The organism is Kitasatospora sp. SolWspMP-SS2h (assembly GCF_003259315.1).
GTDB lineage: Bacteria > Actinomycetota > Actinomycetes > Streptomycetales > Streptomycetaceae > Kitasatospora > Kitasatospora fiedleri.
The window spans coordinates 52,425-74,928 of the sequence record NZ_QLLT01000003.1; the positions used below are offsets into that span (position 1 = coordinate 52,425).

The window sequence follows — 22,504 nt, forward strand, 5'->3', positions numbered from 1 at the left end:
GACGGGGGTCACTGGTAGAGCGACGGGGGTCACTGGTAGAGCCGGGCGAAGCCGCGCAGGATCTCCCGGCCGTCGCTGCGGAACTCCAGGTGGGCCTGGGAGCCGAGGATGCGGCCGTCGTCGGAGCGGATGAACTCCACCGGCGCGTGCTCGGAGCGGCCGATCGAGCGGAAGCCCGCGGGCGCCTCCTGGAGGTAGAGGGTGTGCCGGTGGAAGACCGTCACCTCCGGGCCGACGTACGCGAAGAGCGGTTCCTCCTGGTCGACCTGCGCCCGGTGGCCGCCGACCCGCTGCGGGCCCTCGGCGAGCCGGCCGCCGGCCGCGACGGCGATGACCTGCATGCCGCCGCAGATCCCGAAGACCGGGACGTCCGCCTCGTTGACCAGGTCGATCAGCGGCTTGTAGAACTCGCCGTCGTAGGCGCGGACCTTGGTGCCGCTGAGCACGATCGCCTGGTAGCGGCCGTCCAGCCGGGCGGGCAGCTCGGCGGCGGCGGCCACCTCGGTCTCCGAGCCGAGCTCCTCGAAGCGGCTGCGGAGCTGTTTCAGGGACAGCGTCCCGTTGTTGACGACCAGCACTCGGGATTTCGCCACGTGCGGTGCTCCTCGCTGCTCAGGTTCGGGTGATGACGGTGCCGGTGCGTTCGGCGACCAGGTCGGTGACGGGGGCGCTGCCGATGACGACGCGTTCCACGCCGCCGTCCAGGGCCTCGCCGGCGGCCCGCAGCTTCTTGCGCATGCCGCCGGTGGCGCCCTTGTCGCGGAACTTCGCGGCGGCCCCGGCGGTGATCCGGCGCACCGGCCGGTCGTCGATCAGCAGGTGGGCGACGTCGGTGACGAGCACCAGCTGCCCGGCCCCGATGCCCCCGGCGACGGCGGCGGCGGCCCGGTCGGCGTCGGTGTTGACCTCCTGGCCGGCGGTGTTGCGGGCCAGCGGGGTGACCAGGTGGACGTGGCCGGGCCGCACCGCCTTGAGCGGGGCCGGGTCGACGCCGGTGATCGGGCCGACCAGGTTCTCCAGCTCGACGAGCTGCTTGTCCTTCCACCACCAGCGCTCGCCCTCGCCGGCGGTGACCAGGCCGTCGCTGCCGAGCAGCCGCTCGCCGGTGACGCCGCGCCGCTCCAGCCGGGCCAGGACGTCGGCGGCGAGTTCGGCGCTGACCTGCTTGATGTCCGCGATCACCTCGGGCGTGGTCCAGCGGCTCTGGTTGCCGTACCGGTCGCGCAGGATCGCGGACGGGTCGCGGTAGCGGGCGCCGAGGTTCTTCAGCGGCTTGGACCAGCCGTGCACCAGGACCAGCGGCCGCTGCCGGGCGTACGCGGCGAGGTCGTCCCACCAGGCGTCGGCCAGGTCGTCGACGGTGCTGCCGCCGAGCTTGACCACGGTGGGGGTGGACTCGGGTGTCGTCGCGCTCATGCGGGCATCACCGGCTGCATGGTCAGGCCGGTCTGGACCGGCAGGCCGAATCGGATGTTGGTCACCTGGATCGCCTGGCCGGCCGCGCCCTTGACCATGTTGTCCAGGGCGGCCAGCACGACGATCCGCCCGCCCTCCTCGTCGTGCAGGGCGGTCACGTCGCAGTAGTTGGAGCCCAGCACGGCCTGCGGGTCGGGCACCGGGATCAGCGTCTCGTTGGAGCGGCGCACCCGGACGAACGGGTGGTCCTTGTAGAACCGCAGGTAGGCGCGTTGCAGGGTGCGCGCGTCCACCGGGTCGTCGGTGAACACGTAGCTGCTGGCCATCAGTCCGCGCACGTGCGAGACGCCGTACGCCGACATGCTGAGCGATTCGACGCCGCCCGGCTTGCCGCGGTCCAGGAAGTCCTTGACCTCCGCGGCGTGCCGGTGCCCGGACGGGGCGTACGGGGCGATGGCGCCGTTGCGCAGCGGGTGCAGGTTGGCGGTGCGCAGTTCGAGGCCGCCGCCGCTGGAGCCGGTCTTGCCGTCCACCACCACGGTCCTCAGGTTGAGGCCGAGGGAGAGCACCAGCGGGGCGAGCCCGAGGGTGATCGCGGTGGCGAAGCAGCCGGGCAGCGAGATCAGGGCGGCCCCGACGAGCTGGTCGCCGACCAGCTCGGGGACGCCGTAGACGAAGCGGTCGGCCAGGTCGTCCGTCCGCGGCACCTTGGGGTACCAGCGCCGGTGCAGCTCGGGGTCGCGGATCCGGAAGGCGCCGCTGAGGTCGACCACGCAGGGCACCTGGTCGGCCAGTCGGGCGGCGAGCGCCGCCGAGGCGGGCGCGGGGGTGGCCAGGAAGACCACGTCGCAGCGGTCGGCCAGGCTGTCCGGGAGCGCCTCGATGGTCAGGCCGAGGTCGAGGCGCAGCCCGGGGTGCAGCTCGGACGGACGCCGGCCGGCGCTGGAGGAGCCGCCGAGGAAGGTCAGTTCCAGTTCGGGGTGCTGGAGCACCAGTCTGATCAGTTCGCCGCCGGCCAGCCCGGAGGCCCCGACGATGCCGACCCGGATCATCCGGTCTCCTCCTGGACGTAGCGGGCGACGGCGGCGGCGATGTCCACCCCGGTGGCCGAGGCGACCGCCCGGAAGGCCGGGGCGTGGTTGACCTCGTTGACGACGTAGCCGTTCGGGGTGGCGAACAGGTCGATGCCGTAGATGCCGGGGCCGAGCACGTCCAGCACCCCCTCGACGGTCTTGCGGACCTCGGGGTCCGGGTCGACGGCCCGGTTGCGGTTGCCGAGCGCCGCGTTGCTGCGCCAGTCGGTGCCGGCGCTGCGGAACTCGGCGATGGCCACGGTCTCGCGGCCGACGGTGAAGCAGCGCAGCGAGGTGCCGGAGGCCAGGTAGGGCTCGACCAGGCCGGCCTGTTCGAAGCCGTGCCCGAGGTCCTCGACGTAGTCGTAGACGGACTGCGCGCTGTCGGCGTCGCGCAGCAGGGTGACCCGCTTGCCCATGCCGCCGAAGACCGGCTTGAGCACCACGGGCGGCGGGAGTTCGGTCAGCGCCTTCTCGAAGTCGCGCCGGGAGAGCACCAGGCGGAAGTCGGGCACCGGCACGCCCGCGGCCCGCAGTTGGGCGCGCAGGGTGAGCTTGTTCTCGCAGGCGTGGATGGCCGGGGCGGTGTTCAGCGTGCGGATGCGGGCCGCCTCGGTGAGGGTGGCGATCAGGCCGCCCCGGGTGTAGCTGCGGCTGCGGACCAGGACGGCGGCGTGCTCGCGCAGCGAGGCCGCGTCGCGGTCCCCCAGGGCCAGCGACTCGTCGTTGACCCATTCGATCCGCAGGCCGAGGCCCGCGGCGGTGTCGATCAGTCGGCGTTCTTCCCAGCCGACCCGGTCGGCGATGAGGGCGACGGTGCGTGTCATCGGCTCACTGGCCCCAGTCGCGCAGCTGGACCTCGACGGCCTGCAGGCTCAGCCGGCCGTCCTCGATGTCCTCCACCCGCAGGGTCAGCAGGCACTCGGGGCAGGCGATGGTCTCGCCCTGCACCAGCGGCGGGGTGGTGAGGTCGGTCTCGCACTCGGGGCACAGGCCGGTGAGCGTGGCTACAGACATGGTGTTCTCCGTGATCGGTTCGGGTCGGTTCGGTTCGGGTCGAACCGGGTCGGTTCGGTGGACCGGAGGCGGGGGCGGCTCAGGCGGCCCGGTACCGGTCGGCCGCGGCGCGGATCGCGTCCCGGTCGAGCAGGTCCTCGCCGTGCGCCTGGCGTTCGGTGAGCCAGGTGGTGAAGGCCGCCAGGTCGAGGGAGCCGGCGGTGTCGCCGAGCGCCCACCGGACGAGCGGGGTGGTGAGCCGGGTGCGCACCCGCAGTCCGCGGGCGTTGCCCACCACCTCGGGCGGGAGCGTCTCGTACGCCTCGGGGTGGGTCAGCTGGCCGGGCAGCTCGTACGCGAACGCGTGCGGGGCGGTCGGGCCGGACTGGAAGGCGGGGCCGAGCCGGGAGCCGCGCAGGGCGGCGTTGGTCAGCTCGGTGAGGTGGCTGAGGTCGAAGCGGGTGTCGCCGTACACCACCCGCAGCGAGGTGAGCAGTTCGGCGAGCGGGGCGTTGCCGCCGCGTTCGCCGATGCCGCCGGCCGTGGCGGAGATCCAGCGCGCGCCGGCCCGGTAGGCGGCGAGCGAGTTGGCGACCGCCATGCCCAGCATGTTGTGCGAGTGGATCTCGATCTCGGAGCCGTCGATCGCGGTGATCTCCCCGATCACCGACTCCATCTGCCAGGGCGACAGGCAGGCGACGGTCTCGGCGAGCCGGAACCGGTCGGCGCCCGCCTCGAAGCCGGCCGTGACGTAGGGGACCAGGCGCTCCTTGGGGGTGCGCGCGCCGTCCTCGCCGCTGAAGGTGACGTGGAAGCCGCGGTCCTTGGCCTCCTCGATGGCGGTGCGGGCCAGCGAGATCAGGTACTTGGTGCTCGGCGAGGCCAGCTTGAGCCGGGCGTGCTCCTCGGAGGTCGGGATCGAGAACATCACCGACCGCACGCCGAGCCGCAGCGCCTCGTCCAGCGCCTTCACCACCTGCTGGCGGTCGCGGACCATGACCAGGGTCAGGCTGCGCTCGGGCCCGACCGCCTCGTGGGCGGCCAGGACGAGGTCCGCGTCACCGGAGTTCGGGCCGGACACCATGCCGACCTCGACCAGCTCCACGCCGGTCCTCACCAGCAGGTCGGCGATGGTGGCGGCGTCCTTGGCGTCGAACTCGACACCGGCCATGTGGGCCGAGTCGCGCAGGGTGGCGTCGGATATCCGGGGGAGTTCTCCCGGGGGTATTTCGACGTTCTCCGGAGGTGCCATTGCATTCACTCCTCATTGACCGTCATGAATCGTACGGAATCAGTGCGACGCGGTGCGGTGAAGCCGGGGTCAAGCCTCGCCGCTCGCCCGATCCGGGGTCAAGATCCGCCGTGTCAGAGCTGTGTCAATATTCCTCAGGCGAATGTCAGGCCGATGTCAGGGCCGCGGAATCCGCCGGGCCGGGCGGAGTGTTCCCGATCACGCCGGGGACCGGTGCGTCCGCCGGGATTCCGGGATAGGGTTCCCGGAGCCCGGAGCCTGGCGGCCGGCCCGCCGGAATGCGGGAACGCCGGGGCACGGAGACGGGGCACGGGGACGGGGGGAATCGGGTGATCTTCGCGGTCGAGCTGGTCCTGCCCGCGGGCGCGGGCGGCGCTCCGCGCGGGCGGCGGGAGCACCGGGCGTACTGGGACGGCCTGGCCGGGGAGGGCGTGCTGATCGCCGGCGGCCCCTGGCAGGACGGCTCCGGGGAGCTGCTGCTGTGCCGCGCCCCGGACCGGGCGGCCGTGCTGCGCCTGCTCAAACACGACCCCTACCTGCGCTTTCGCACCGTGACCGGGTACACGGTGCGGGCCTGGCAGCCGACCGGAGACCTGTCGGCGCCGCCCGCGCCCGCCGCCTCGTCCGCGCCCGCCGCCCCGTCGGTCGCGCGGCGGGCCGGGCGGCCGGCCGCCGCGGCCGGGGCGCTGACCCCGCACGAGGAGCGGGTCGCGGCGATGGCGGTGGCGGGCATGACGAACCGGGCGATCGCCGCGGCGCTGTCGGTCTCCACCCGCGCGGTGGAATTCCAGATGACCCGCATCTACCGGAAGCTGGCCATTCGGCGCCGGGCCCAGCTGGCCCTCGCGCTGAACGGGCGGGTAAATGCGGGCGGACCGCCGGAACAAATCGCCTGAACACCCGCCGCTACGGTTTCCCGTAGTGTCCGCACGGTCGGTCGACAATAGCCTGGGAGGAATACCTCCGACCGATGGGTGAGATCGCCATGGGCATTCCTTCCGCACCCCGGATAGGGCTGGTCGTTCCTCCGGAGAACCCCAATGCGGAGCCGGAGTACACCCAGCTCCTGGGCCGCGGCCCGACATTCCACACGACCCGTTTCCCGACCACCCCGGACAGCACCCTGCGGGAAATGCTGGACACCTACAACGAGGTGCTGCCGGACGTGCTGGCCGGGTTCGGCCGGCTGCCGCTGGACGCCGCGGTGGTGGCCTGCAGCGCCTCGCACTACCTGCACGCGCCGGACGGCGACCGGGAGTTCTGCGCGGAGCTGTCCGGGCGGACCGGCTTCCCGGTGCGCTCCTCCGCGCTGGCCACCCTGGACGCCCTCCAGGCCCTCGGCCTGACCCGGCTGACCCTGGTCTCCCCCTACGAGCCGTGGCTGACCGAGCTCTCCCGCTCCTACTGGGAGCGGGCCGGGCTGGCCGTCGAGCGGGTCGTGCAGGTGTCCACCGACGGCCGGTTCGACCCGTACACCGTGACCACCGGCGGGCTGCTCGCCCAGCTGCGGCGGCAGGACGTGCCCGAGGACGCGGCGCTGCTCTTCACCGGCACCGGGATGTTCACCCTGGACGCCCTGGCGGAACTCGACGGCGACCCGGACCGGGTGCTGCTGAGCTCCAACCTGGCCAGTGTCTGGTGGGCGCTGCGCGCGGCGGGCGGGCGGCCCGGCGAGGCGGCGGGCGACCACCCGCTGCTGCGCCGGCTGGCGCGCCGGGCCGTCGCGGCCTGACCCCGCCGGCCCCGGGCCCGGCCGCTCCGCGCGGGCCGGGCCCGGGCTTCAACCGCTGCCGATCCGGTAACCGACGCCCCGCACCGTGATGATCCACTTGTTGCCGCCGAGCTTGCTGCGCAGGCTGCTGACGTGGGTGTCGATGGTCCGGCTGGACTCGGTCCAGTCGCACTCCCAGACCTTCGCCATGAGCTCCTTGCGGGACAGCACCGATCCGGGGTTGGAGGCCAGCACGTAGAGCAGTTCGAACTCCTTCGCGGTGACGTTGACCACCCGGCCGTCCAGCTGCACCTCGCGGGTGCGGCCGTTGATGTGCAGCGGGCGCAGCGAGATGTCCTTCACCGCGGGCTCGGGGTCGGGGGCGGGGGCCCGGGTGCGGCGCATGACCGCCTCGATGCGGGCCACGATTTCCTGCGGGTGGCAGGATTTGGTCACGCAGTCGTCCGCCCCGGCCTGGAGGGCGAGCACCCGGTCGGACTCCCGGTCCCTGGCCGCGAAGGCAATGACCGGCGTACTGCCGGAGGATCGCAGGAGTCGGCACGCTTCGAGCCCTTCGATATCGGGGAGGTCGAGGTCGAGCAGCACCAGGTCCACGTCGGGGATCATTTCCAGGGCCTCCCGGCCGGTGCCGGCGATCTTGGCCTCGTACCCCTTTCGCAAAAGGGTGTAGAGAACAGATTCGGCCACGGTAGAATGCTCCCCGACCAACAGCACGCGTACCATGTTTCCTCGTCCTCTCCATAAACGGTCGCATCACGACGTCCCGCCCCGGTCGCCCGGTCCCGGGGCGAAAACGGCACGGAGGGGCCCCGGCGCGTCCCGGGGGGACGGGTCGGGGCGGCCGGCAGGGGCCGGGAGTCAGGTCACCGACCGGCGTGACATCGTACGGTGGGCGCGGCGGCCGGTTCGCGACGGCTCTGCATCCGACCTGCTCCCCTGAGGATTCGAACGGCTTCCGGCACCGGTGCGGACGGGGCTGGAGTGACGGAAGACGCCCGTGCGAATTCCGTCCGTTCCGAGTGCGATTCGCCCATATCCTGACACCCCGTGCCGCCGAGGGCAAGCATATGCCGGAGCCCGCCGCGCGCGGGCGGGCCGGCCCTCCAGGGAATCTGTCCAAATTGGTACCGATTCGAGCCGAAGGACCCGCTCCGGATTTCACACGGCGGCAATGGAAGCGGGCGCGGCTCCCCGAGGGCCGGAGGGTTTCCACCCTCGGTCCCCGGGGAGCCGCGCCCCGATCCCGGCGATAGCGTCCCCGCCGCGAATCCTCACTGCGCGTGTGCTCCGCGGCGGTCCGCGTCGCGGACAGTCATTGTCCGGCGGGCCGCTTCCGGAATTGTTCATCCGGCCGTCTCACCGGAAATGTTTGAAACCGTTCCTCCTTATTCCGCCGCTCCTCCGGGCCTCAGCCCACGGCCCCGGCCGGGGCACCGGCCCGGGCGTAGCGGCTGACCGGACGGGGCAGGCCGAGCAGCCCGCGCAGGGTGTCCGCCGCGTAGGCGGTGCGGAACGCACCGCGGCGCTGGAGTTCCGGCACCAGGGCGCGGGTGATCGCGGCCAGGTCGTGCGGCAGGGCGCCGGGCCGCAGCCGGAAGCCGTCCAGGCCGGTCCCCCGCCAGTCCAGCAGCAGGTCGGCGAGTTCGGCGGGGGTGCCGGTGAAGACCAGGGCGTCCGAGCCGAAGACGCTGCCGTCGGTCTCGTCCAGCCGCCGCTTGCGCTCGGCGGCCCGGCCCGGCTCCTCGTCGAGGAAGACCACCAGGTCGGCGAAAGCCCGGATCGGCTCCTCGGCGGGCCGCTCGAAGCGCTGCCGGGCCCGGTCGAACTCGCCGAGCCGGGTGACGGCGTCCGCCCGGGACTGCGGGGTGACGAAGACGACGTCGGCCCCGGCGGCGGCCAGCTCGTAGGGGGTGCCGGCGTGGGCGAGGACGGCCACCACCGGCTGGCCCTGCGGCGGGCGCGGGGTGATCGAGGGGCCGCGGACGGAGAAGTGCTCGCCGGTGAAGTCGACGTGGTGCACCTTGTCGCCGTCGAGGTAGCGGCCGGTGGCGGTGTCGCGGATCTCCGCGTCGTCCTCCCAGCTGTCCCAGAGCCGGCGGACGGCCTCGACCACCTCGTGGGCCTCGCCGAAGAGTTCGCGCAGCCGGGCGGCGATCAGCTCGGAGTCCCGGACGTCCTCGTCGGTCAGCTGCGGGGTGGTGCGGCGGCCGAAGTGCGCGGCGTCGGCGGCCCGGGAGGTGATCTGCGGGCGCCAGCCGGCCCGGCCCAGGCTGGCGTGGTCGAGCGAGGCGATGCCGATGGCGAGGTGGAACGGCTCGGTGTGGGTGACGTTGGTGGTCGGGACCAGCCCGATGTGCGAGGTCAGCGGGGCGAGCGCGGCGGCCAGCAGGACGGCGTCCAGCCGGCCCCGGACGTGGTCGGTGCGGTCGTCGGGCAGGTGGAAGGCCGAGGTCTGCAGGCCGAGGGTGTCCTCGATGGTGACGAAGTCGAGCAGGCCCCGTTCGGCCTCGGTGACCAGGCCGGCCCAGTAGCGGGCGGTGAGGATCTCGGCGGGCCGGGCGTCGGGCTCGCGCCAGGCGGCGGGGTGCCAGCCGGTGCCGTCCAGGGCGACCGCGAGGTGCAGGTGGGTCACGGGGTCTCCTCGAAGTGGCGGCGGGCGGGCTTCAGGCCGAGGTGGTCGCGGAGCGTGGGGCCGGTGTAGTCGGCGCGGTGCACGCCCATCTCCTGGAGCAGCGGCACCACCCGGTCGACCAGTTCGTCCAGCCCGCCGGGCACCACGTTCGGGGAGAAGACGAAGCCGTCGGCGGCGTCGTTCTGCACGAACGCGTTCATCGCGTCGGCGACCTGGCGCGGCGTGCCGACGAAGGTGGGCCGCGCGGTGACCTCGACGATCAGCTCCCGGATGCTCAGCCCGCGCTCCTCGGCGGTCTTGCGCCAGTGCCGGACGGTCTCCTCGCGCCCCCGGCTGCGGTACAGGTTGTGGCCCTTGGTGACGACGTTCTCCGGGACGGGGTCGACGTCCGGCAGCGGGCCGTCCGGGTCGTAGCCGGACAGGTCGCGGCCCCAGGCCGCCTCCATCAGCATCAGCGCGGTCTGCGGGCTCACCTGGGCGCGGGCGACCTCCTCGGCCCGCTCGGCGGCCTCCTCCGGGGTGTCGCCCAGGACGTAGCTGACCGACGGGATGATCTTCAGGTCCTCCGGGGAGCGGCCGTACTTGGCCAGCCTCGCCTTGACGTCCCGGTAGGCGGCCTGCCCGGCCGCCAGGTCGCTGTGCCGGCTGAAGATGACGTCGGCGTCGGCGGCGGCGAACTCGCGGCCCTCGGGCGAGTCGCCCGCCTGGATGATCACCGGGTGGCCCTGCGGGCCGGACGGGGTGCTGAACCGGCCGGATATGTCGAAGTGCTGCCCGCGGTGGGCGAACCGGCCGGCCCCGGGCCGGATGAACGCGCCGGTGGCGGCGTCGGGCCGGAAGTCGCCCGGCCGCCAGCTGTCCCACAGCTCCCGGGCGGTGTGCAGGAACTCGGCGGCCCGGGTGTAGCGGTCGGCCTCGTCCAGGAAGCCGCCACGCCGGAAGTTCTCGCCGGTGAACGCGTCGTAGCTGGTCACCACGTTCCAGGCGGCCCGGCCCCCGCTGAGGTGGTCCAGGGTGGCCACCCGCCGGGCCACGTCGTAGGGCTCGTTGAAGGTGGAGTTGACGGTCGCGGCCAGCCCGAGGCGGGTGGTGACGGCGGAGAGCGCGCTCAGCACGGTCAGCGCCTCGGGGCGGCCCGCCACGTCGAGGTCGAGCACCCGGCCCTTGTGCTCGCGCAGCCGCAGGCCCTCGGAGAGGAAGAAGAAGTCGAACTTGCCGCGCTCGGCGGTCCGGGCGAGCCGGGCGAAGGAGTCGAAGGCGATCTGGCTCCCGGCGGCCGGGTCCGACCAGATCACGGTGTGCTGGACGCTGGGGAGTTGGGCGGCGAGGTGGATCTGTTTCACTGGCACGGCGAACGTTCTCCTGGTGCGGTGTGCGCTGGTTCAGCGGGGTATTCGGTCCGGGTCGGCGGCGGCGGGCCGCCCGCAACAGCCCAGCCCCGCCACGGCGCGGCGCGGCCCGCAGGCGCGGGACGGCAGCCGTCCCGCGCCCCGGACCACCTGACGGCCGGTCACCCGCGCCGGGCCGGGAAGCCGTGCGCCCGGGCGGAGACCACCACGCCCAGCACCGGGGCCAGCAGGATCAGCACCGTCCACGGGAAGGACTCGGCACCGATCCCGTCCAGCAGCAGGCCGCCGATGATGCCGCCCGCGGCCATCGCCACGTTCCACAGGGTGACCAGCATCGCCTGCGCGCCGTCCGCCTGCTCGCCGCCCGCGTCGCCCACCGCGGTCTGCAGCAGGGTCGGCACGCCGCCCCAGCCCAGGCCCCAGAGCGCCGCCGCGACGTACACCAGCGCGTGGGTGCCGGACAGCAGGCCGAGCACCGCCGCCGCGACCGCGACCAGCAGGGTGCTGGCGATGGTCAGGACCCGCAGCTGGCGGTGGATCCGGGCGCCGACGATCCAGATGCTCAGCATCGAGGTGATGCCGAAGACCAGCAGCACCCGGTCGGTGGAGTCGCCCATGCCGAGGTGGTCGAGGTAGGTCGCGACGTACGCGTACAGGATGGTGTGGGCCAGCACGAAGACCAGGGTCACGAACAGCACCGGCGTCACGCCGGGCACGGAGAGCGCGCCCAGGATGCGGGTGCGGCCCTCGGGGCGCTGCCCCGGGTAGTCCGGCACGGTCGCCGCGATCCACCCGATGACGATCACGGCCAGCACCGACATCGCCAGGAACGCCACCCACCAGTCGAACACCCGGCCGACGAAGGTGCCGGCCGGCACGCCCAGCGACAGCGCGACCGGGATGCCGGTCATCACGATCGCGATCGCCTTGCCCTGGAGCGGCACCGGCGCCATCCGGCGGGCGTACCCGGCCAGCAGTGCCCACGCCAGGCCGGCCGCCACGCCCGCGACGAACCGGCCCGCCATGGTCAGCACGTAGTCGGTCGACAGCGCGGTGACGGTGTTGGCCACCACGAACGCGACCATCGCGGTCAGCAGCAGCCGCTTGCGCCGCCAGGCGGCGGTGGCCACGGTCAGCGGGATCGCGGTGAGCGCGGTGGCGATCGCGTAGATCGTCACCGACTGCCCCATCGCCGACTCGCTGACCTTGAGGTCGGCGCTCATCGCGGGCAGCACGCCCGCCGGGAGGGTCTCGGTCAGGGAGGTGATGAAGACCGCGGTGGTCAGGGCCAACAGCGCCAGGAGGGGCAGTTTGCGGCTCTCCGGCTGCGCGCCGTCGTCGGTCGGGTTCTGGATGTCCGGTGGCGACTGTGTGCTCATGGCGGCTATGTTTGAACCCTCACATATATGTGAGGGTCAATCAATCCTGATGTGAGGTGGGTCACATGCGCATCGGAGAGCTGTCGGAACGCACCAACACCTCCCGCCGCCTGCTCCGCTACTACGAGGAACAGCAGCTGATCGTCTCCGCCCGGATGCCGAACGGCTACCGGGAGTACGACGAGCGCTTCGTCGACCGGGTCCTGCAGATCCGCGGGCTGCTCGACGCCGGGCTGCCCGTCAGGATCATCAAACAGATTCTGCCCTGCCTGGACAAGCCCCGAACCATCCACTTCCCGGACGCCACCCCCGAGATGCTGGCCACCCTGCGCACCGAGCGGGACCGGATGACCGAGCGCATCAACTGCCTGATCCGCAACCGCGATTCCGTCGCCGAGTACCTCGACGCGGTCAGCCAGGGCCAGCGCCCCGCCCCCGTCCGGGAGCCGGTCCCCTCCGGCGCCTGACGGCCGCCCCGCCCGCGCGGGCCGGGCTCCGGGTCAGCGGGCCGCTCGGGGGCGGCTGAACGCGGCGGTGGCGTGGGCGTAGACGGCGCCCGTGTCGTCGGTCACCACCGCGTGGGCGACGGCCGTGCGGTCCGCGCGGGCGAGCAGGCCGGCCTCGGCGACGATCCGGTCCACGGTCATCGGCACCCGGGCCAGGTACCGCAGGTGGATGTCCTTGGTGAAGACGGCGTCACCGCCGGGGTCGACCACGTCGCTGACCGCCAACCAGCAGACGGTGTCCACCAGGGTGGCGATGGCCGTCCCGTGGACCGTGCCCGGCATGCCCTCCACGGCCGGCGTCACGGGCAGGGCGAGGGCCGTGCGGCCGGGGGCCGCGTCGAGGGTGACCAGGCGCAGGGGCGCGGCGAACGGGCAGGAGACCACGTCGTAGCCCATGAGGTTTCCTCCGGTTGGAACGGGGGCCCGCGGCACCCGTCGGGCCGCGGCGGCGCCGTGGTGCACCCGCCGCCGGACGGCCACGGGCGCGGCACCACCCCTGCTTCGGGGCCCGCACCCGCGCGGATCGGGGCTCCGGCCGGCCGGGTCGTTGAACATGCCCGGCGATGGGACCGGCTTTCATCCCCACCGCCGGCCTCCCCGGAGGGGCGCACGGCACCCGACCGGCGGCCGGGGAAGCCCGCGAGCGCGGCCGAACTCGCCCGTCCGGGTGTCCCTTGCGCCAAACTCGGTCACATTGCGTATCTCGACATGCACTTCCGGTCACCACGTGTCTTGATGGACGAGACGCCGGCGGTCCTCGCCCGGCGGACCGTTTTCCGAGAGAGGCATTTCCATGCGCAAGATCGCCCGTGTCATCGCTGTCGGCACCATGGCCGTTCCGTTCCTCGCCGGTCTGACCGGTGCCGCCTTCGCCGACACCGCCGGCTACCACCAGGACCAGCAGTTCGCCGGTCCGACCGGTGCGGCCGCGTCCTCGATCATGAGCGAGGTCGGCAACGGCGTCGGCGGTGCGGGCAACGGCGCCTGCTTCGAGGCCGTCAACCTGGCGGCGGGCCCCAACGGCGCCGCCCTGTCCCAGGTCAAGTCGCACGTCTTCGACGGTGACAACGGCACCGCGGGCGCCGGCTACGAGCAGAGCATGATCGCCGCCGGCCCGGCCGGCGCCGGCGTGCAGAGCACCGGCAGCCACGTCTTCACCGGCTGACCCACCCCGCACCCGGCGGTCGGCCGCGGGGGAGACGCACACGAGTCCTCGTGCACGTCTCCCCCGCGGCCGGCCGCTTTCGCGTCCGGGTCAGGGGCCGACGGTCTCGGCCAGCGTCGCGTCCGCGTGACCGAGGACGGCCTGGCGGGCTTCGGAGCCGGTGACGGTGACGCGGACCGCGTCGATGCTCGCACCGGCGCTCCCCGCTCCACCACCGATCGAACTGCTCGGACCGCTCGGAGTAGTCGGGCCGCTCGGACCGGTCGAGGCAGTTGGACCGGTCGAGCTGGTCGGACTGGTCGGGCCGCTCAGGCCGGTCGCCGTCGGGCTCATCGGGCTCATCGGGCTCATCGGGCTCGTCAGGCTCGTCGGGCTCGTCGGGCTCGTCGGCGACGCGAATGCGGACTCCGCCGCGGGCGTGCTCTGACGGCCCGGGAGCGGCGGGGCCGTGACGGGCGCGGTCCGGTCGTTGAGGACGACCTCCGCGACCATCGGCCGCGCGGGGTCCGCGGGAATCCTGATGCGCGTCCCCGGCGCCGGGTCCTGCGGGATGCTCGCCACCTCGATGCCGCCGTAGCGGACCGTTCCGCCGCTGAGCGCCATCGTGAACTCGGGTGCGCGGCCCGCCTCCGCCACCACCGAGACGCGCAGCCCCGACAGCCGCACCTCAACGGCGGCCGAACCGGCCGTCGCGAAGGGGTCCGCGCCGGGCACCGCGGCCGGGATCGACAGCCCCAGCGTCCGCGCCCGCACCGACGCCTCCAGCCGGCAGCCCTCCGGACCGGGCCGCGCCCCCAACGTCCCGCTCGCGGCGGTGCGCACCGCCATGTCCTGCCCGTCGGCCGCCGCGGCCGGCACCGCGGCGGCGCTCACGCCGGGCAGCGACACGACGCCGGGGAAGCCGACCGGACCGGCGAACGGGGACATCCCGACCAGGTCGGTCAGGCCGGTCCGGGTCGACCGGCCCACCGAGACGCTTCCGTCGAACGGGGCCCGCTCCTGCGGCACCCCGCCCGCCTGCGGCCACTGGGCCTGCCACAGCCGCGCGCCGGAGTCGTCCCCGTTCAGCGCGGCGGCCCACGCGCGCGCCAGGCCGCATCCCGCCGCGGCGGCGCTCCCCGCCTCGTCGACCGCCGTGGCGGCACCCGCCCCGCACAGCACCGAGGCGCCCACCGCCGCGCTCGTCAGCACACCGCCGACCAGCATCAACCGTTTCATCGTCCGACCCTCTCATCGCAGTAATCGCAGTACTTTCAGCCCTCTTTAGCCCCTTCCGCGCCCGGGACCGCACCGGCAGGCCCGGGGTCGGCGGCATCCCACCCGAACGGCCGAGCCCCCGCGTGCTGACCAGGCGTCAGTTCCCCGTTCTCCCGGGGGCGGTGTGGGTGGGGTGCGGAAGACTACGGGCAGCGCCGGTGCACGCGCCGGCGGCGATCCCTTCCCCACGGACGAAGTTGAGGCCGATGCCCGCGACAACACCCCCCGCGCCCCTCTCCCCCGCCCACGCCGAACTGGCGGCGCGGCACGGGCTGGGCGCCCCGACCGCCACCTTCGAGCCCCAGCGGTACGGGGTGCTGCTGAAGGTCTCGTTCTACCTGACCCTGGCCGTCCTGCTCTTCCTCTTCGTGGTGCCGGCCGTGGTCTTCTACTACGTGTCGCTGCGCCGCCGGCCGGACTTCAACCCCCGGCAGGCGGCGAAGCGGCTGCACCTGTTCGAGCACGGCCTGATCGTCGACCAGGAGACCGGCCCGGGCGCGGTGGCCCTGCGGTGGGACGAGGTCCGGCTGCACGAGGAGCAGACCCAGAAGATCATCAACGGGATACCGGGCCCGATCCGCTACACCTGCCTGCTGCGGACCCCGGGCGCGAGCGTGACGGTCACCGACTTCTACCGGACCCCGGCGGTCTGGGCCCGGGCCATGCAGCACGCGGTCCTGCGGGCCCAGGGCCCCGGGGCGCAGGAGGCGCTGCGCTCGGGCGGGGTGCTGGACTTCGGCCCGTTCGACCTCTCCGGCGCGGGCATCACCCACCAGCGGCAGCTGCTCCCCTGGGACCGGCTGGGGCGGGTCGAGCTGGGCGGCGGCGCCGTCCGGGTGGTGCGGGACGACGAGCCCTCGCCCTGGGCCCGCGCGATGGCGAAGAGCGTCCCGAACCTGTCGGTCTTCCTGGCCCTGGTGGAGGCGCACGGCGCGGGCTGAGGGCCCGAGCCCCTCCCGGGCGGCCCCGGCCTCACCGCCCGGGCCGCTCCTCCAGGGCGGGCAGCACCTTGTCCAGCGTGACGGGCAGGTCCCGCACCCGCGCCCCGCAGGCGTGCCACACCGCGTTCGACACCGCGGCGGCGGTGCCGACGATGCCGATCTCGCCGATGCCCTTGGTCCCCAGCACGTTGACGTGCGGGTCGTGCTCGTCGAGCCAGTGGGCCTCGACCTCGGCGACGTCCGCGTGGGCCGCGATGTGGTAGCCGGCGAGGTCGTGGTTGACGACGTGGCCGGTGCGGGGGTCGAGCACGCTGTTCTCGTGCAGCGCCATGGACAGGCCCATGGTCATGCCGCCGACGAACTGCGAGCGGGCGGTGCGCGGGTTGACGATCCGGCCCGCGGCGAACACGCCGAGCAGGCGCGGCACCCGGACCTCCCCGGTGTCCAGGTGGACCCGCGCCTCGGCGAACTGGGCGCCGAAGGCGTGCATCGCCCAGCGGTCGGACCCCGGCCGGACGGAGCCGGACGCCTCGGCCCGCTCCGGCGGCTCGGCCCCGTACCGGGCCCGGAAGGCGCGGGCGGCCTCGACCACGGCCGAGCCCCAGGTCGCCGTGCCCGAGGAGCCGCCGGCCACCGTCGCCATCGGGTAGGCGGTGTCGCCGATCCGGACCGCCACCCGCTCGACCGGGACGCCGAGCGCGTCCGCGGCGATCTGCGCCAGCGTGGTCCAGGTGCCGGTGCCGAGGTCGGCCGCGCCGATCTCGGCGACGTACCGGTCGCCCTCCCGCCGGATCGTCGCCGTCGACTCCGGCATCAGGTGCACGGGGTAGGTGGAGGCGGCGACGCCGGTGCCGACCAGCCAGTCGCCGCTGCGGCGCACCCCGGGCCGCGGGTCGCGACCGGCCCAGCCGAAGCGGGCCGCGCCCTCGCGCAGGCAGCCGACCAGGTTGCGGCTGGAGAACGGCTTGCCGGTGTCGGGGTCGGTGCCGGGCTCGTTGCGGATCCGCAGCTCGATCGGGTCGAGGCCGAGGCGCTCGGCCAGTTCGTCCAGCGCCACCTCGGGCCCGAACATGCCGGGGCACACCCCGGGGGCGCGCATCCAGGACGGCACCGGGACGTCCAGGGCGGCCAGCCGGTGGGTGGTGCGCCGGTTGGCGGCGGCGTACATCATCCGGGCGGGCACGCCGGTCTGCTCGGCGAACTCCTTGATCCGGGAGGTCTGTTCGACCACGTCGACGGCGAGGGCGGTCAGCCTGCCGTCGCGGTCGGCGGCCAGCACGCAGCGCTGGATGGTGGGGGTGCGGTAGCCGGCCAGCGCGAACATGTGCTGCCGGGTCAGCACCAGCCGCACCGGCCGGCCGGGGACGGCGCGCGCGGCCATCGCGGCCAGCACCGTGTTGACGTGCGGCTCGCCCTTCGAGCCGAAGCCGCCCCCGACGTACGGGCAGATCACCCGGACCTTCGCCTCGTCCAGGCCGAACACGGCCGCCAGCGCGGTCCGGGCGGGGTGGACGCCCTGGGTGGAGTCCCACAGGGTGAGGAAGCCCTCGGCCTGGTCCCAGCGGGCCGTGGTGGCGTGCGGCTCCATCGGGTTGTTGTGGTACATCGCGGTGGTGTACGTCCGCTCGACCGTCACCTCCGCCGCCGCCACGGCCGCCGCGACGTCGCCCTCGACGGTGTCGGTGGGGAAGTCCGGGTTGACCTTCTCGGGCGCGTACAGGTCGTCGCGGTCGGCCCGCAGCTCGCTGTCGTGCTCCTGGCGCTCGTACTCCACCCGGACCAGGGCGGCGGCGTGCCGGGCGGTCTCGGAGCTGTCGGCGACGACCAGGGCGACGACCTGGCCGCGGAAGGCGACCTCCCGGTCCTGGAGGGCCGCCAGCTCGCGGTTCCCGGTGTCGGCCAGCCGTTCGGCGCGGTCGGGGGTGAGCACCGCGAGCACGCCGTCGAGCGCCTCGGCGGCGGCGGTGTCCAGCCCGGTGATCCGGCCCCGGGCGACGGCGGCCTGGACGGGGTGCGCGTGGGCGGCGTCCGCCACCGGGGCCTCGGCGGCGTAGGCGGCGGTGCCGCGCACCTTGGCGGCGCCGTCCCGGCGGGGCAGGTCCCGGCCGATGGCGGCGGATTCGTCGACGGAGGTCATCGGGCGTCCTCTCCGACCAGCTCGCGCAGGGTGGCGGCGAGGGTGCGGCGCAGCAGGGGGATCTTGAACGCGTTGCCGCCGTCCAGGCCCTCCAGCGGGCGGGCGTCGGCGAGTTCGGCGTCCGCGGCGGCCCGGTAGGACTCCTCGGTCGCCGGGGCGCCGCGCAGCACCCGCTCGGCCCGGCGGGCCCGCCAGGGCACGTGGGCGACGCCGCCGAACGCGACGCGCGCGTCCGTGATCACGCCGTCCCGCACCTCCACCGCCGCGGCCACGCTGACCAGGGCGAAGGCGTACGAGGCGCGGTCGCGGACCTTGCGGTAGGCCGAGCGGCGGGCCGGCGGCAGCGCGGGCAGGTCGATCGCGGTGACGAGGTCGCCGTGTTCGAGCACCGTGTCCCGTTCGGGGGTGTCGGCGGGCAGCCGGTGCAGGCCGGTGAAGGGGACGGTGCGCTCGCCGTCCGGGCCGAGCACCCGCACCCGGGCGTCGAGCGCGGCCAGCGCCACCGCCAGGTCGGAGGGGTGGACCGCGACGCAGTGCTCGGAGGCGCCGAGGATCGCGTGGTGGCGGGTCCAGCCGCCGAGGGCGGAGCAGCCGGAGCCGGGCTCGCGCTTGTTGCAGGGGGTGGTGACGTCCTGGAAGTAGGCGCAGCGGGTCCGTTGCAGCGGGTTGCCGCCGGTGGTGGCCATGTTGCGCAGCTGTCCCGAGGCGCCCGACAGCAGGGCCTGGGACAGCACGGGGAAGCGTGCGCGCACCCGCGGGTCGGCGGCGAGCGCGCTGTTGCTGACGCCCGCGCCGATCCGCAGGCCGCCCCCGTCGAGGTCCTCGACCGTGGCGGGCAGCAGGTCGGCGACGTGCACGACCAGGTCGGGGGCGGCGATCCCCAGCTTGAGGTGGTCGACCAGGTTGGTCCCGCCGCCGAGGAACACCGCGGCCGGGTTCCCGGCCACGCTGCGGACGGCCGCCGCCGGGTCGCCGGGGCTCAGGTAGTCGAAGGGCTTCATCCGGCGGCCTCCGCGGTCGGGCGCCCGCCGGTGCGCAGGGCGGCCGCGGCCTGCTGGACGGCGGGCACGATGTTGACGTAGGCGGCGCAGCGGCACAGGTTGCCGCTCATCCGCTCGGCCACCTCGGCGCGGTCCAGCTCCGGCGGCCGGGTACCGTCCGTGACGGCGCTCGGCCAGCCCCGGGCGAACTCGTCGAGCGCGCCGACCGCGGAGACCACCTGCCCCGGGGTGCAGTAGCCGCACTGGAAGGCGTCGCAGTCGATGAACGCCCGCTGCACGGGGTGCAGCCCGTCCTCGGCCTCCGGCGCGCGGGCGGCGAGCCCTTCGGCGGTGACCACCTCGGCGCCGTCCTGGGTGACCGCGAGGGTGAGGCAGCTCAGCACCCGGCGTCCGCCGGACAGCACCGTGCAGGCGCCGCACTGCCCGTGGTCGCAGCCCTTCTTCGGGCTGGTCACGCCCAGCCGCTCGCGCAGGGCGTCGAGCAGCGTGGTGCGGGTGTCGACGGTCAGCCGGCGCGTGGTCCCGTCGACGTGGACGGTGATCTCTCTCAGCACCGCCCGAGGGTTCCCGGCGCGGGCCCCGGCCATACGGCGTCCGGCGAGGCCCCACCCGGACGGCGGCGGTGGCGGTGGCGGCTCGGACGGCGGCGGCACCGGCCCGGACGGCATCGACAACGGTGTGATCATCCGGTGATCATGAATGGCTATGCTCACGCTCCGTCAGGTGCCGGACGGCCCTGGCGGAACGAGAGGGTGGTGTCACGATGATGGGACCGGCGCACGCGCTGTCGGGCGCGGCGGCCTGGGTGGCGGTGGGCGCGGTGGCGGCCGTGCTGGACGAACCGATGCCCTGGCCGGTACTGCTGGTCGGTGCGCTGATCACCGCGGGCGCGGCGCTCGCGCCGGACCTGGACCACAGGGCGGCGACGATATCGCGGGCGTTCGGGCCGGTGTCGCGCTGGCTGTGCGAGGTGATCGACCAGCTGTCGGCCGCGGTCTACAGGTCCACCCGGGGCAAGGGCGACGCCCGGCGCTCGGGCGGCCACCGGACGCTGACGCACACCTGGCCGTGGGCGGTGACGTGCGGGGCGGTGGCCGCCGCGGTCACGGTGTACGGCGGCCGGTGGGGCGTGCTCGCCGTGCTGTTCGTGCACATGGTGCTGGCCGTCGAGGGCCTGCTGTGGCGGCACGCCCGGGTCTCCAGCGACGTACTGGTGTGGCTGCTCGGGTTGACCAGCGCGTGGATGCTGGCGGACATCCTGGAGGAGCCGGGCCACGGCGCGCGGTGGCTGTTCGACGGAGCGGGGCAGCAGTACCTGTGGATCGGCCTGCCGATCATGCTGGGCGCGCTGGTGCACTGCGTCGGCGACGCGCTGACCGTCTCGGGCTGCCCGGTGCTGTGGCCGATCCCGATCGGCCGCAAGCGGTGGTACCCGGTCGGCCCGCCGAAGGGGATGCGGTTCCGGGCCGGCAGCAAGGTCGAGGTGAAGGTGCTGTCGCCGATCTTCATGGGGCTGAGCGCGGTCGGCGCGCTGGTCGCCCTCCGGGTGATCGGCTGACGGACGGGAACGGGGCCGGGGCGCGGCGGGTCAGGGGGTGACGATGGCGAAGCCCGGGTCGGGGGCGGTCAGGTGGCCGAGGAGTTCGGTGACCGTGTGCGGGTCGCCGGTCAGGTGGGCCCGGCCGTCGGCGGCGAGCTGGTCGAGGGTGGTGGTGCCGAGCAGGACGGCGCGCAGGTCGGCCTCGTCGAGGGTGGCGGTGAGGTCGGGGGCGGCCACCGCCGGGCCCTGGCCCGCGGTGTGGGTGAGGACGCCGTTGTGCAGGCGCAGCGTGATCGGCTCCCGGTGGCCGGTGAGGTTCCAGCGGATCGCGAGGGAGGCGTCCCAGCTGCCGGGGCCGTCGATCCGGATGGCGAGGGAGTCGAAGAGCTGGTCGAGGGTGAGGGCGGCCAGGAGGTCCGGGGAGACGGTGGCGGTGGGGGTGCCGACGTTGCCGTCGCGCAGTTCGAGGGCGCCCGTCAGGTAGAAGTTGCGCCAGGTGCCGTTCTCGCTGCCGTAGCCGAGCTGTTCGAGGGTGGCGGCCTGGAGGGCGCGGGCGTCGGCGTTGTCCGGGTCGGCGAACACGACGTGGTTGACCACCTCGGCCACCCAGCGGTAGTCGCCGTCCGCGAACGACTCCCGGGCCTTGGCGAGGACCTGCTCGGCGCCGCCCATGAAGTCGACGTAGCGGGTGGCGGCCTCGACCGGGGGGTGCTGCCACAGGTGGGCCGGGTTGCCGTCGAACCAGCCCAGGTAGCGCTGGTAGATCGCCTTGGTGTTGTGGCTGACCGAGCCGTAGTAGCCGTGGGTGTGCCACGCCTTCTCCAGCGCGGGCGGGACCTGCATGCGCTCGGCGATCTCCGGGCCGGTCAGGCCGGTGTTGAGCATCCGCAGCGTCTGGTCGTGCAGGTAGCCGTACAGGTCGCGCTGCTCGGACAGGAAGGCGATCACCCGCTCGCGGCCCCAGGTCGGCCAGTGGTGCGAGGCGAACGCCACGTCGGTGCGGTCGCCGAACAGGGTGATCGCCTCGGTCAGGTAGCGCGACCACACGTGCGGGTCGCGCACCTGCGCGCCGCGCAGGGTCAGCAGGTTGTGCAGGTTATGGGTGGCGTTCTCGGCCATGCACAGCGCCGCGTGGTCCGGGAAGAAGATGTTCAGCTCGGCCGGGGCCTCGGTGCCCGGGGTCAGCTGGAAGACCATCCGGATGCCGTCGACCACCTCCTCCTGCCCGGTGCGGGTGATGTCCAGGGTCGGCGGGATCAGCCCCGCCGCGCCGGTCGAGGTGGTCTGCCCCAGGCCCGCGCCGACCTGCCCGCGCGGCCCCTTCGGCAGCGCCGCACCGTACATGTACGCCGCCCGCCGGCCCATCGCCGTGCCCGCGTACACGTTCTCGCTGACCGCGTGCTCCAGGAAGCCCTCCGGCGCGAGGACCGGGACCTCCGCGCCGTCCGGGACCACGCCGCGCACCCCGCCGAAGTGGTCGATGTGGCTGTGCGTGTACAGCACGGCCGTCACCGGGCGCTCGCCCCGGTGCGCCCGGTACAGCGCCAGGCCGGCCGCCGCGGTCTGCGCCGAGATCAGCGGGTCGACCACCAGGACGCCGCGCTCCCCCTCCACGATCGTCATGTTCGACAGGTCGAAGCCGCGCACCTGGTAGATCCCCTCCACCACCTCGAACAGACCGTGGTCGGACACCAGCCGGCTCTGCCGCCACAGGCTCGGGTTCACGCTGTCCGGGCAGTCCTCGGCGAGGAACCCGTACGCCTCCAGGTCCCACACCGTGCGTCCGTCCGCGTCCTCGACCAGCGGCTCGGCCGCCGTCCCGAGGAACCCGCGCCGGGCGTCCTCGAAGTCGCGGGTGTCCTCGAACGGGAACCGGCCGAGCACCGCGCGGTTGGCCTCCGCGATGCTCGGCTGGGCGGGCTCGGGCTGGGTGTGCTGGCTCATCGCTGACTCCCGGGGAGAGGACTCCGTGTCGCTGCCACCCTTTCCAACGAGGTGGCCGGGCGCCTCGCACGGTGGGCCGTTCGGGTGGGCGCGGGGCGAGCCGGGCTCCCGGTGCGGGTCGGACGGCCGGTGGACTGCGGGCGCCGGGTGCGGTCGGGTGGGCGGGCGGCCCGGGCAGGAGGGC

General features: G+C 74.1%; 22 protein-coding genes. 6 read left to right on the forward strand and 16 right to left on the reverse strand.

Annotated elements, in window-relative coordinates; translation table 11 throughout:
* Window positions 1-29: 29 nt before the first annotated feature.
* From K353_RS04355 to K353_RS04380, 6 genes are all read right to left on the reverse strand, one after another.
* Window positions 30-593 carry a type 1 glutamine amidotransferase gene (locus K353_RS04355; protein ID WP_111552231.1) on the reverse strand — a complete coding sequence of 188 codons (564 nt, stop codon included), beginning with the start codon at window positions 591-593 and terminating at the stop codon, window positions 30-32.
* Window positions 594-612: 19 nt separating this feature from the next.
* Complete coding sequence (locus tag K353_RS04360; RefSeq protein ID WP_111552232.1) at window positions 613-1,416, reverse strand: acetylglutamate kinase; 804 nt, start codon at window positions 1,414-1,416, stop codon at window positions 613-615.
* Window positions 1,413-2,468, reverse strand: a complete 1,056-nt coding sequence (argC, locus tag K353_RS04365) for an N-acetyl-gamma-glutamyl-phosphate reductase (RefSeq protein ID WP_111552233.1) — start codon at window positions 2,466-2,468, stop codon at window positions 1,413-1,415. The genes K353_RS04360 and argC overlap by 4 nt, the downstream gene beginning before the upstream one ends.
* Complete coding sequence (locus K353_RS04370; protein WP_111552234.1) at window positions 2,465-3,316, reverse strand: RimK family alpha-L-glutamate ligase; 852 nt, start codon at window positions 3,314-3,316, stop codon at window positions 2,465-2,467. The genes argC and K353_RS04370 overlap by 4 nt, the downstream gene beginning before the upstream one ends.
* 4 nt (window positions 3,317-3,320) lie before the next feature.
* Window positions 3,321-3,506 (reverse strand): lysine biosynthesis protein LysW, encoded by a 186-nt coding sequence (locus tag K353_RS04375; protein WP_100834662.1) that lies wholly within the window; start codon window positions 3,504-3,506, stop codon window positions 3,321-3,323.
* Window positions 3,507-3,585: 79 nt separating this feature from the next.
* The gene (locus K353_RS04380; protein WP_111552235.1) at window positions 3,586-4,737 is read right to left on the reverse strand and encodes a LeuA family protein; all 1,152 of its coding nucleotides are present in this window, start codon (window positions 4,735-4,737) and stop codon (window positions 3,586-3,588) included.
* Window positions 4,738-5,066: 329 nt separating this feature from the next.
* Between K353_RS04380 and K353_RS04385 the strand changes: the two genes are divergently transcribed.
* Together K353_RS04385 and K353_RS04390 are read left to right on the forward strand one after the other, a co-directional pair.
* Window positions 5,067-5,633 carry a LuxR C-terminal-related transcriptional regulator gene (locus tag K353_RS04385; protein WP_233533366.1) on the forward strand — a complete coding sequence of 189 codons (567 nt, stop codon included), beginning with the start codon at window positions 5,067-5,069 and terminating at the stop codon, window positions 5,631-5,633.
* A gap of 74 nt (window positions 5,634-5,707) precedes the next feature.
* On the forward strand, window positions 5,708-6,469 hold the full coding sequence (locus K353_RS04390) for an arylmalonate decarboxylase (protein ID WP_233533367.1): 762 nt from the start codon (window positions 5,708-5,710) through the stop codon (window positions 6,467-6,469).
* A gap of 48 nt (window positions 6,470-6,517) precedes the next feature.
* On the opposite strand, the gene K353_RS04395 is transcribed toward K353_RS04390, so the two are convergent.
* The 4 genes from K353_RS04395 to K353_RS04410 all read right to left on the reverse strand — a co-directional run bounded on the left by K353_RS04395 (window position 6,518) and on the right by K353_RS04410 (window position 11,829).
* Complete coding sequence (locus tag K353_RS04395) at window positions 6,518-7,192, reverse strand: response regulator transcription factor (RefSeq protein WP_111552237.1); 675 nt, start codon at window positions 7,190-7,192, stop codon at window positions 6,518-6,520.
* 685 nt (window positions 7,193-7,877) lie between these two features.
* Window positions 7,878-9,101 carry an LLM class flavin-dependent oxidoreductase gene (locus K353_RS04400; RefSeq protein ID WP_111552238.1) on the reverse strand — a complete coding sequence of 408 codons (1,224 nt, stop codon included), beginning with the start codon at window positions 9,099-9,101 and terminating at the stop codon, window positions 7,878-7,880.
* On the reverse strand, window positions 9,098-10,444 hold the full coding sequence (locus K353_RS04405; protein WP_199527998.1) for an NtaA/DmoA family FMN-dependent monooxygenase: 1,347 nt from the start codon (window positions 10,442-10,444) through the stop codon (window positions 9,098-9,100). The genes K353_RS04400 and K353_RS04405 overlap by 4 nt, the downstream gene beginning before the upstream one ends.
* 167 nt (window positions 10,445-10,611) lie before the next feature.
* Entirely contained in the window at window positions 10,612-11,829 is a 1,218-nt protein-coding gene (locus tag K353_RS04410; protein ID WP_111552240.1) for an MFS transporter, read from the reverse strand.
* A gap of 65 nt (window positions 11,830-11,894) precedes the next feature.
* Between K353_RS04410 and K353_RS04415 the strand changes: the two genes are divergently transcribed.
* On the forward strand, window positions 11,895-12,296 hold the full coding sequence (locus K353_RS04415; RefSeq protein WP_111552241.1) for a MerR family transcriptional regulator: 402 nt from the start codon (window positions 11,895-11,897) through the stop codon (window positions 12,294-12,296).
* 33 nt (window positions 12,297-12,329) lie between these two features.
* On the opposite strand, the gene K353_RS04420 is transcribed toward K353_RS04415, so the two are convergent.
* Window positions 12,330-12,731, reverse strand: a complete 402-nt coding sequence (locus K353_RS04420; RefSeq protein ID WP_158585333.1) for a PaaI family thioesterase — start codon at window positions 12,729-12,731, stop codon at window positions 12,330-12,332.
* 397 nt (window positions 12,732-13,128) lie between these two features.
* Here K353_RS04420 and K353_RS04425 point away from each other — a divergent pair, with 397 nt between their 5' ends.
* On the forward strand, window positions 13,129-13,500 hold the full coding sequence (locus tag K353_RS04425) for a hypothetical protein (RefSeq protein WP_111552243.1): 372 nt from the start codon (window positions 13,129-13,131) through the stop codon (window positions 13,498-13,500).
* A gap of 90 nt (window positions 13,501-13,590) precedes the next feature.
* Here the strand turns inward: K353_RS04425 and K353_RS33660 are convergent, their stop codons facing one another.
* The gene (locus K353_RS33660; RefSeq protein WP_146616392.1) at window positions 13,591-14,718 is read right to left on the reverse strand and encodes a hypothetical protein; all 1,128 of its coding nucleotides are present in this window, start codon (window positions 14,716-14,718) and stop codon (window positions 13,591-13,593) included.
* A 245-nt stretch (window positions 14,719-14,963) separates the two neighbouring features.
* Here K353_RS33660 and K353_RS04440 point away from each other — a divergent pair, with 245 nt between their 5' ends.
* A complete protein-coding gene (locus K353_RS04440; protein WP_111552246.1) occupies window positions 14,964-15,698 on the forward strand; it encodes a DUF6585 family protein in 735 nt (244 codons plus the stop codon).
* Between the two features lie 31 nt (window positions 15,699-15,729).
* On the opposite strand, the gene K353_RS04445 is transcribed toward K353_RS04440, so the two are convergent.
* The 3 genes from K353_RS04445 to K353_RS04455 are packed head-to-tail and all read right to left on the reverse strand — an operon-like array spanning window position 15,730 to window position 19,423.
* On the reverse strand, window positions 15,730-17,835 hold the full coding sequence (locus K353_RS04445; RefSeq protein ID WP_111552247.1) for a xanthine dehydrogenase family protein molybdopterin-binding subunit: 2,106 nt from the start codon (window positions 17,833-17,835) through the stop codon (window positions 15,730-15,732).
* Window positions 17,832-18,836 (reverse strand): xanthine dehydrogenase family protein subunit M, encoded by a 1,005-nt coding sequence (locus tag K353_RS04450; protein ID WP_111552248.1) that lies wholly within the window; start codon window positions 18,834-18,836, stop codon window positions 17,832-17,834. The genes K353_RS04445 and K353_RS04450 overlap by 4 nt, the downstream gene beginning before the upstream one ends.
* A complete protein-coding gene (locus K353_RS04455) occupies window positions 18,833-19,423 on the reverse strand; it encodes a (2Fe-2S)-binding protein (RefSeq protein ID WP_370447564.1) in 591 nt (196 codons plus the stop codon). The genes K353_RS04450 and K353_RS04455 overlap by 4 nt, the downstream gene beginning before the upstream one ends.
* A 176-nt stretch (window positions 19,424-19,599) precedes the next feature.
* On the opposite strand from K353_RS04455, the gene K353_RS04460 reads away from it, so the two are divergent.
* On the forward strand, window positions 19,600-20,394 hold the full coding sequence (locus K353_RS04460) for a metal-dependent hydrolase (protein WP_111552249.1): 795 nt from the start codon (window positions 19,600-19,602) through the stop codon (window positions 20,392-20,394).
* A 30-nt stretch (window positions 20,395-20,424) separates the two neighbouring features.
* Here the strand turns inward: K353_RS04460 and K353_RS04465 are convergent, their stop codons facing one another.
* Window positions 20,425-22,320 (reverse strand): alkyl/aryl-sulfatase, encoded by a 1,896-nt coding sequence (locus K353_RS04465; RefSeq protein WP_111552250.1) that lies wholly within the window; start codon window positions 22,318-22,320, stop codon window positions 20,425-20,427.
* Window positions 22,321-22,504 lie beyond the last annotated feature (184 nt).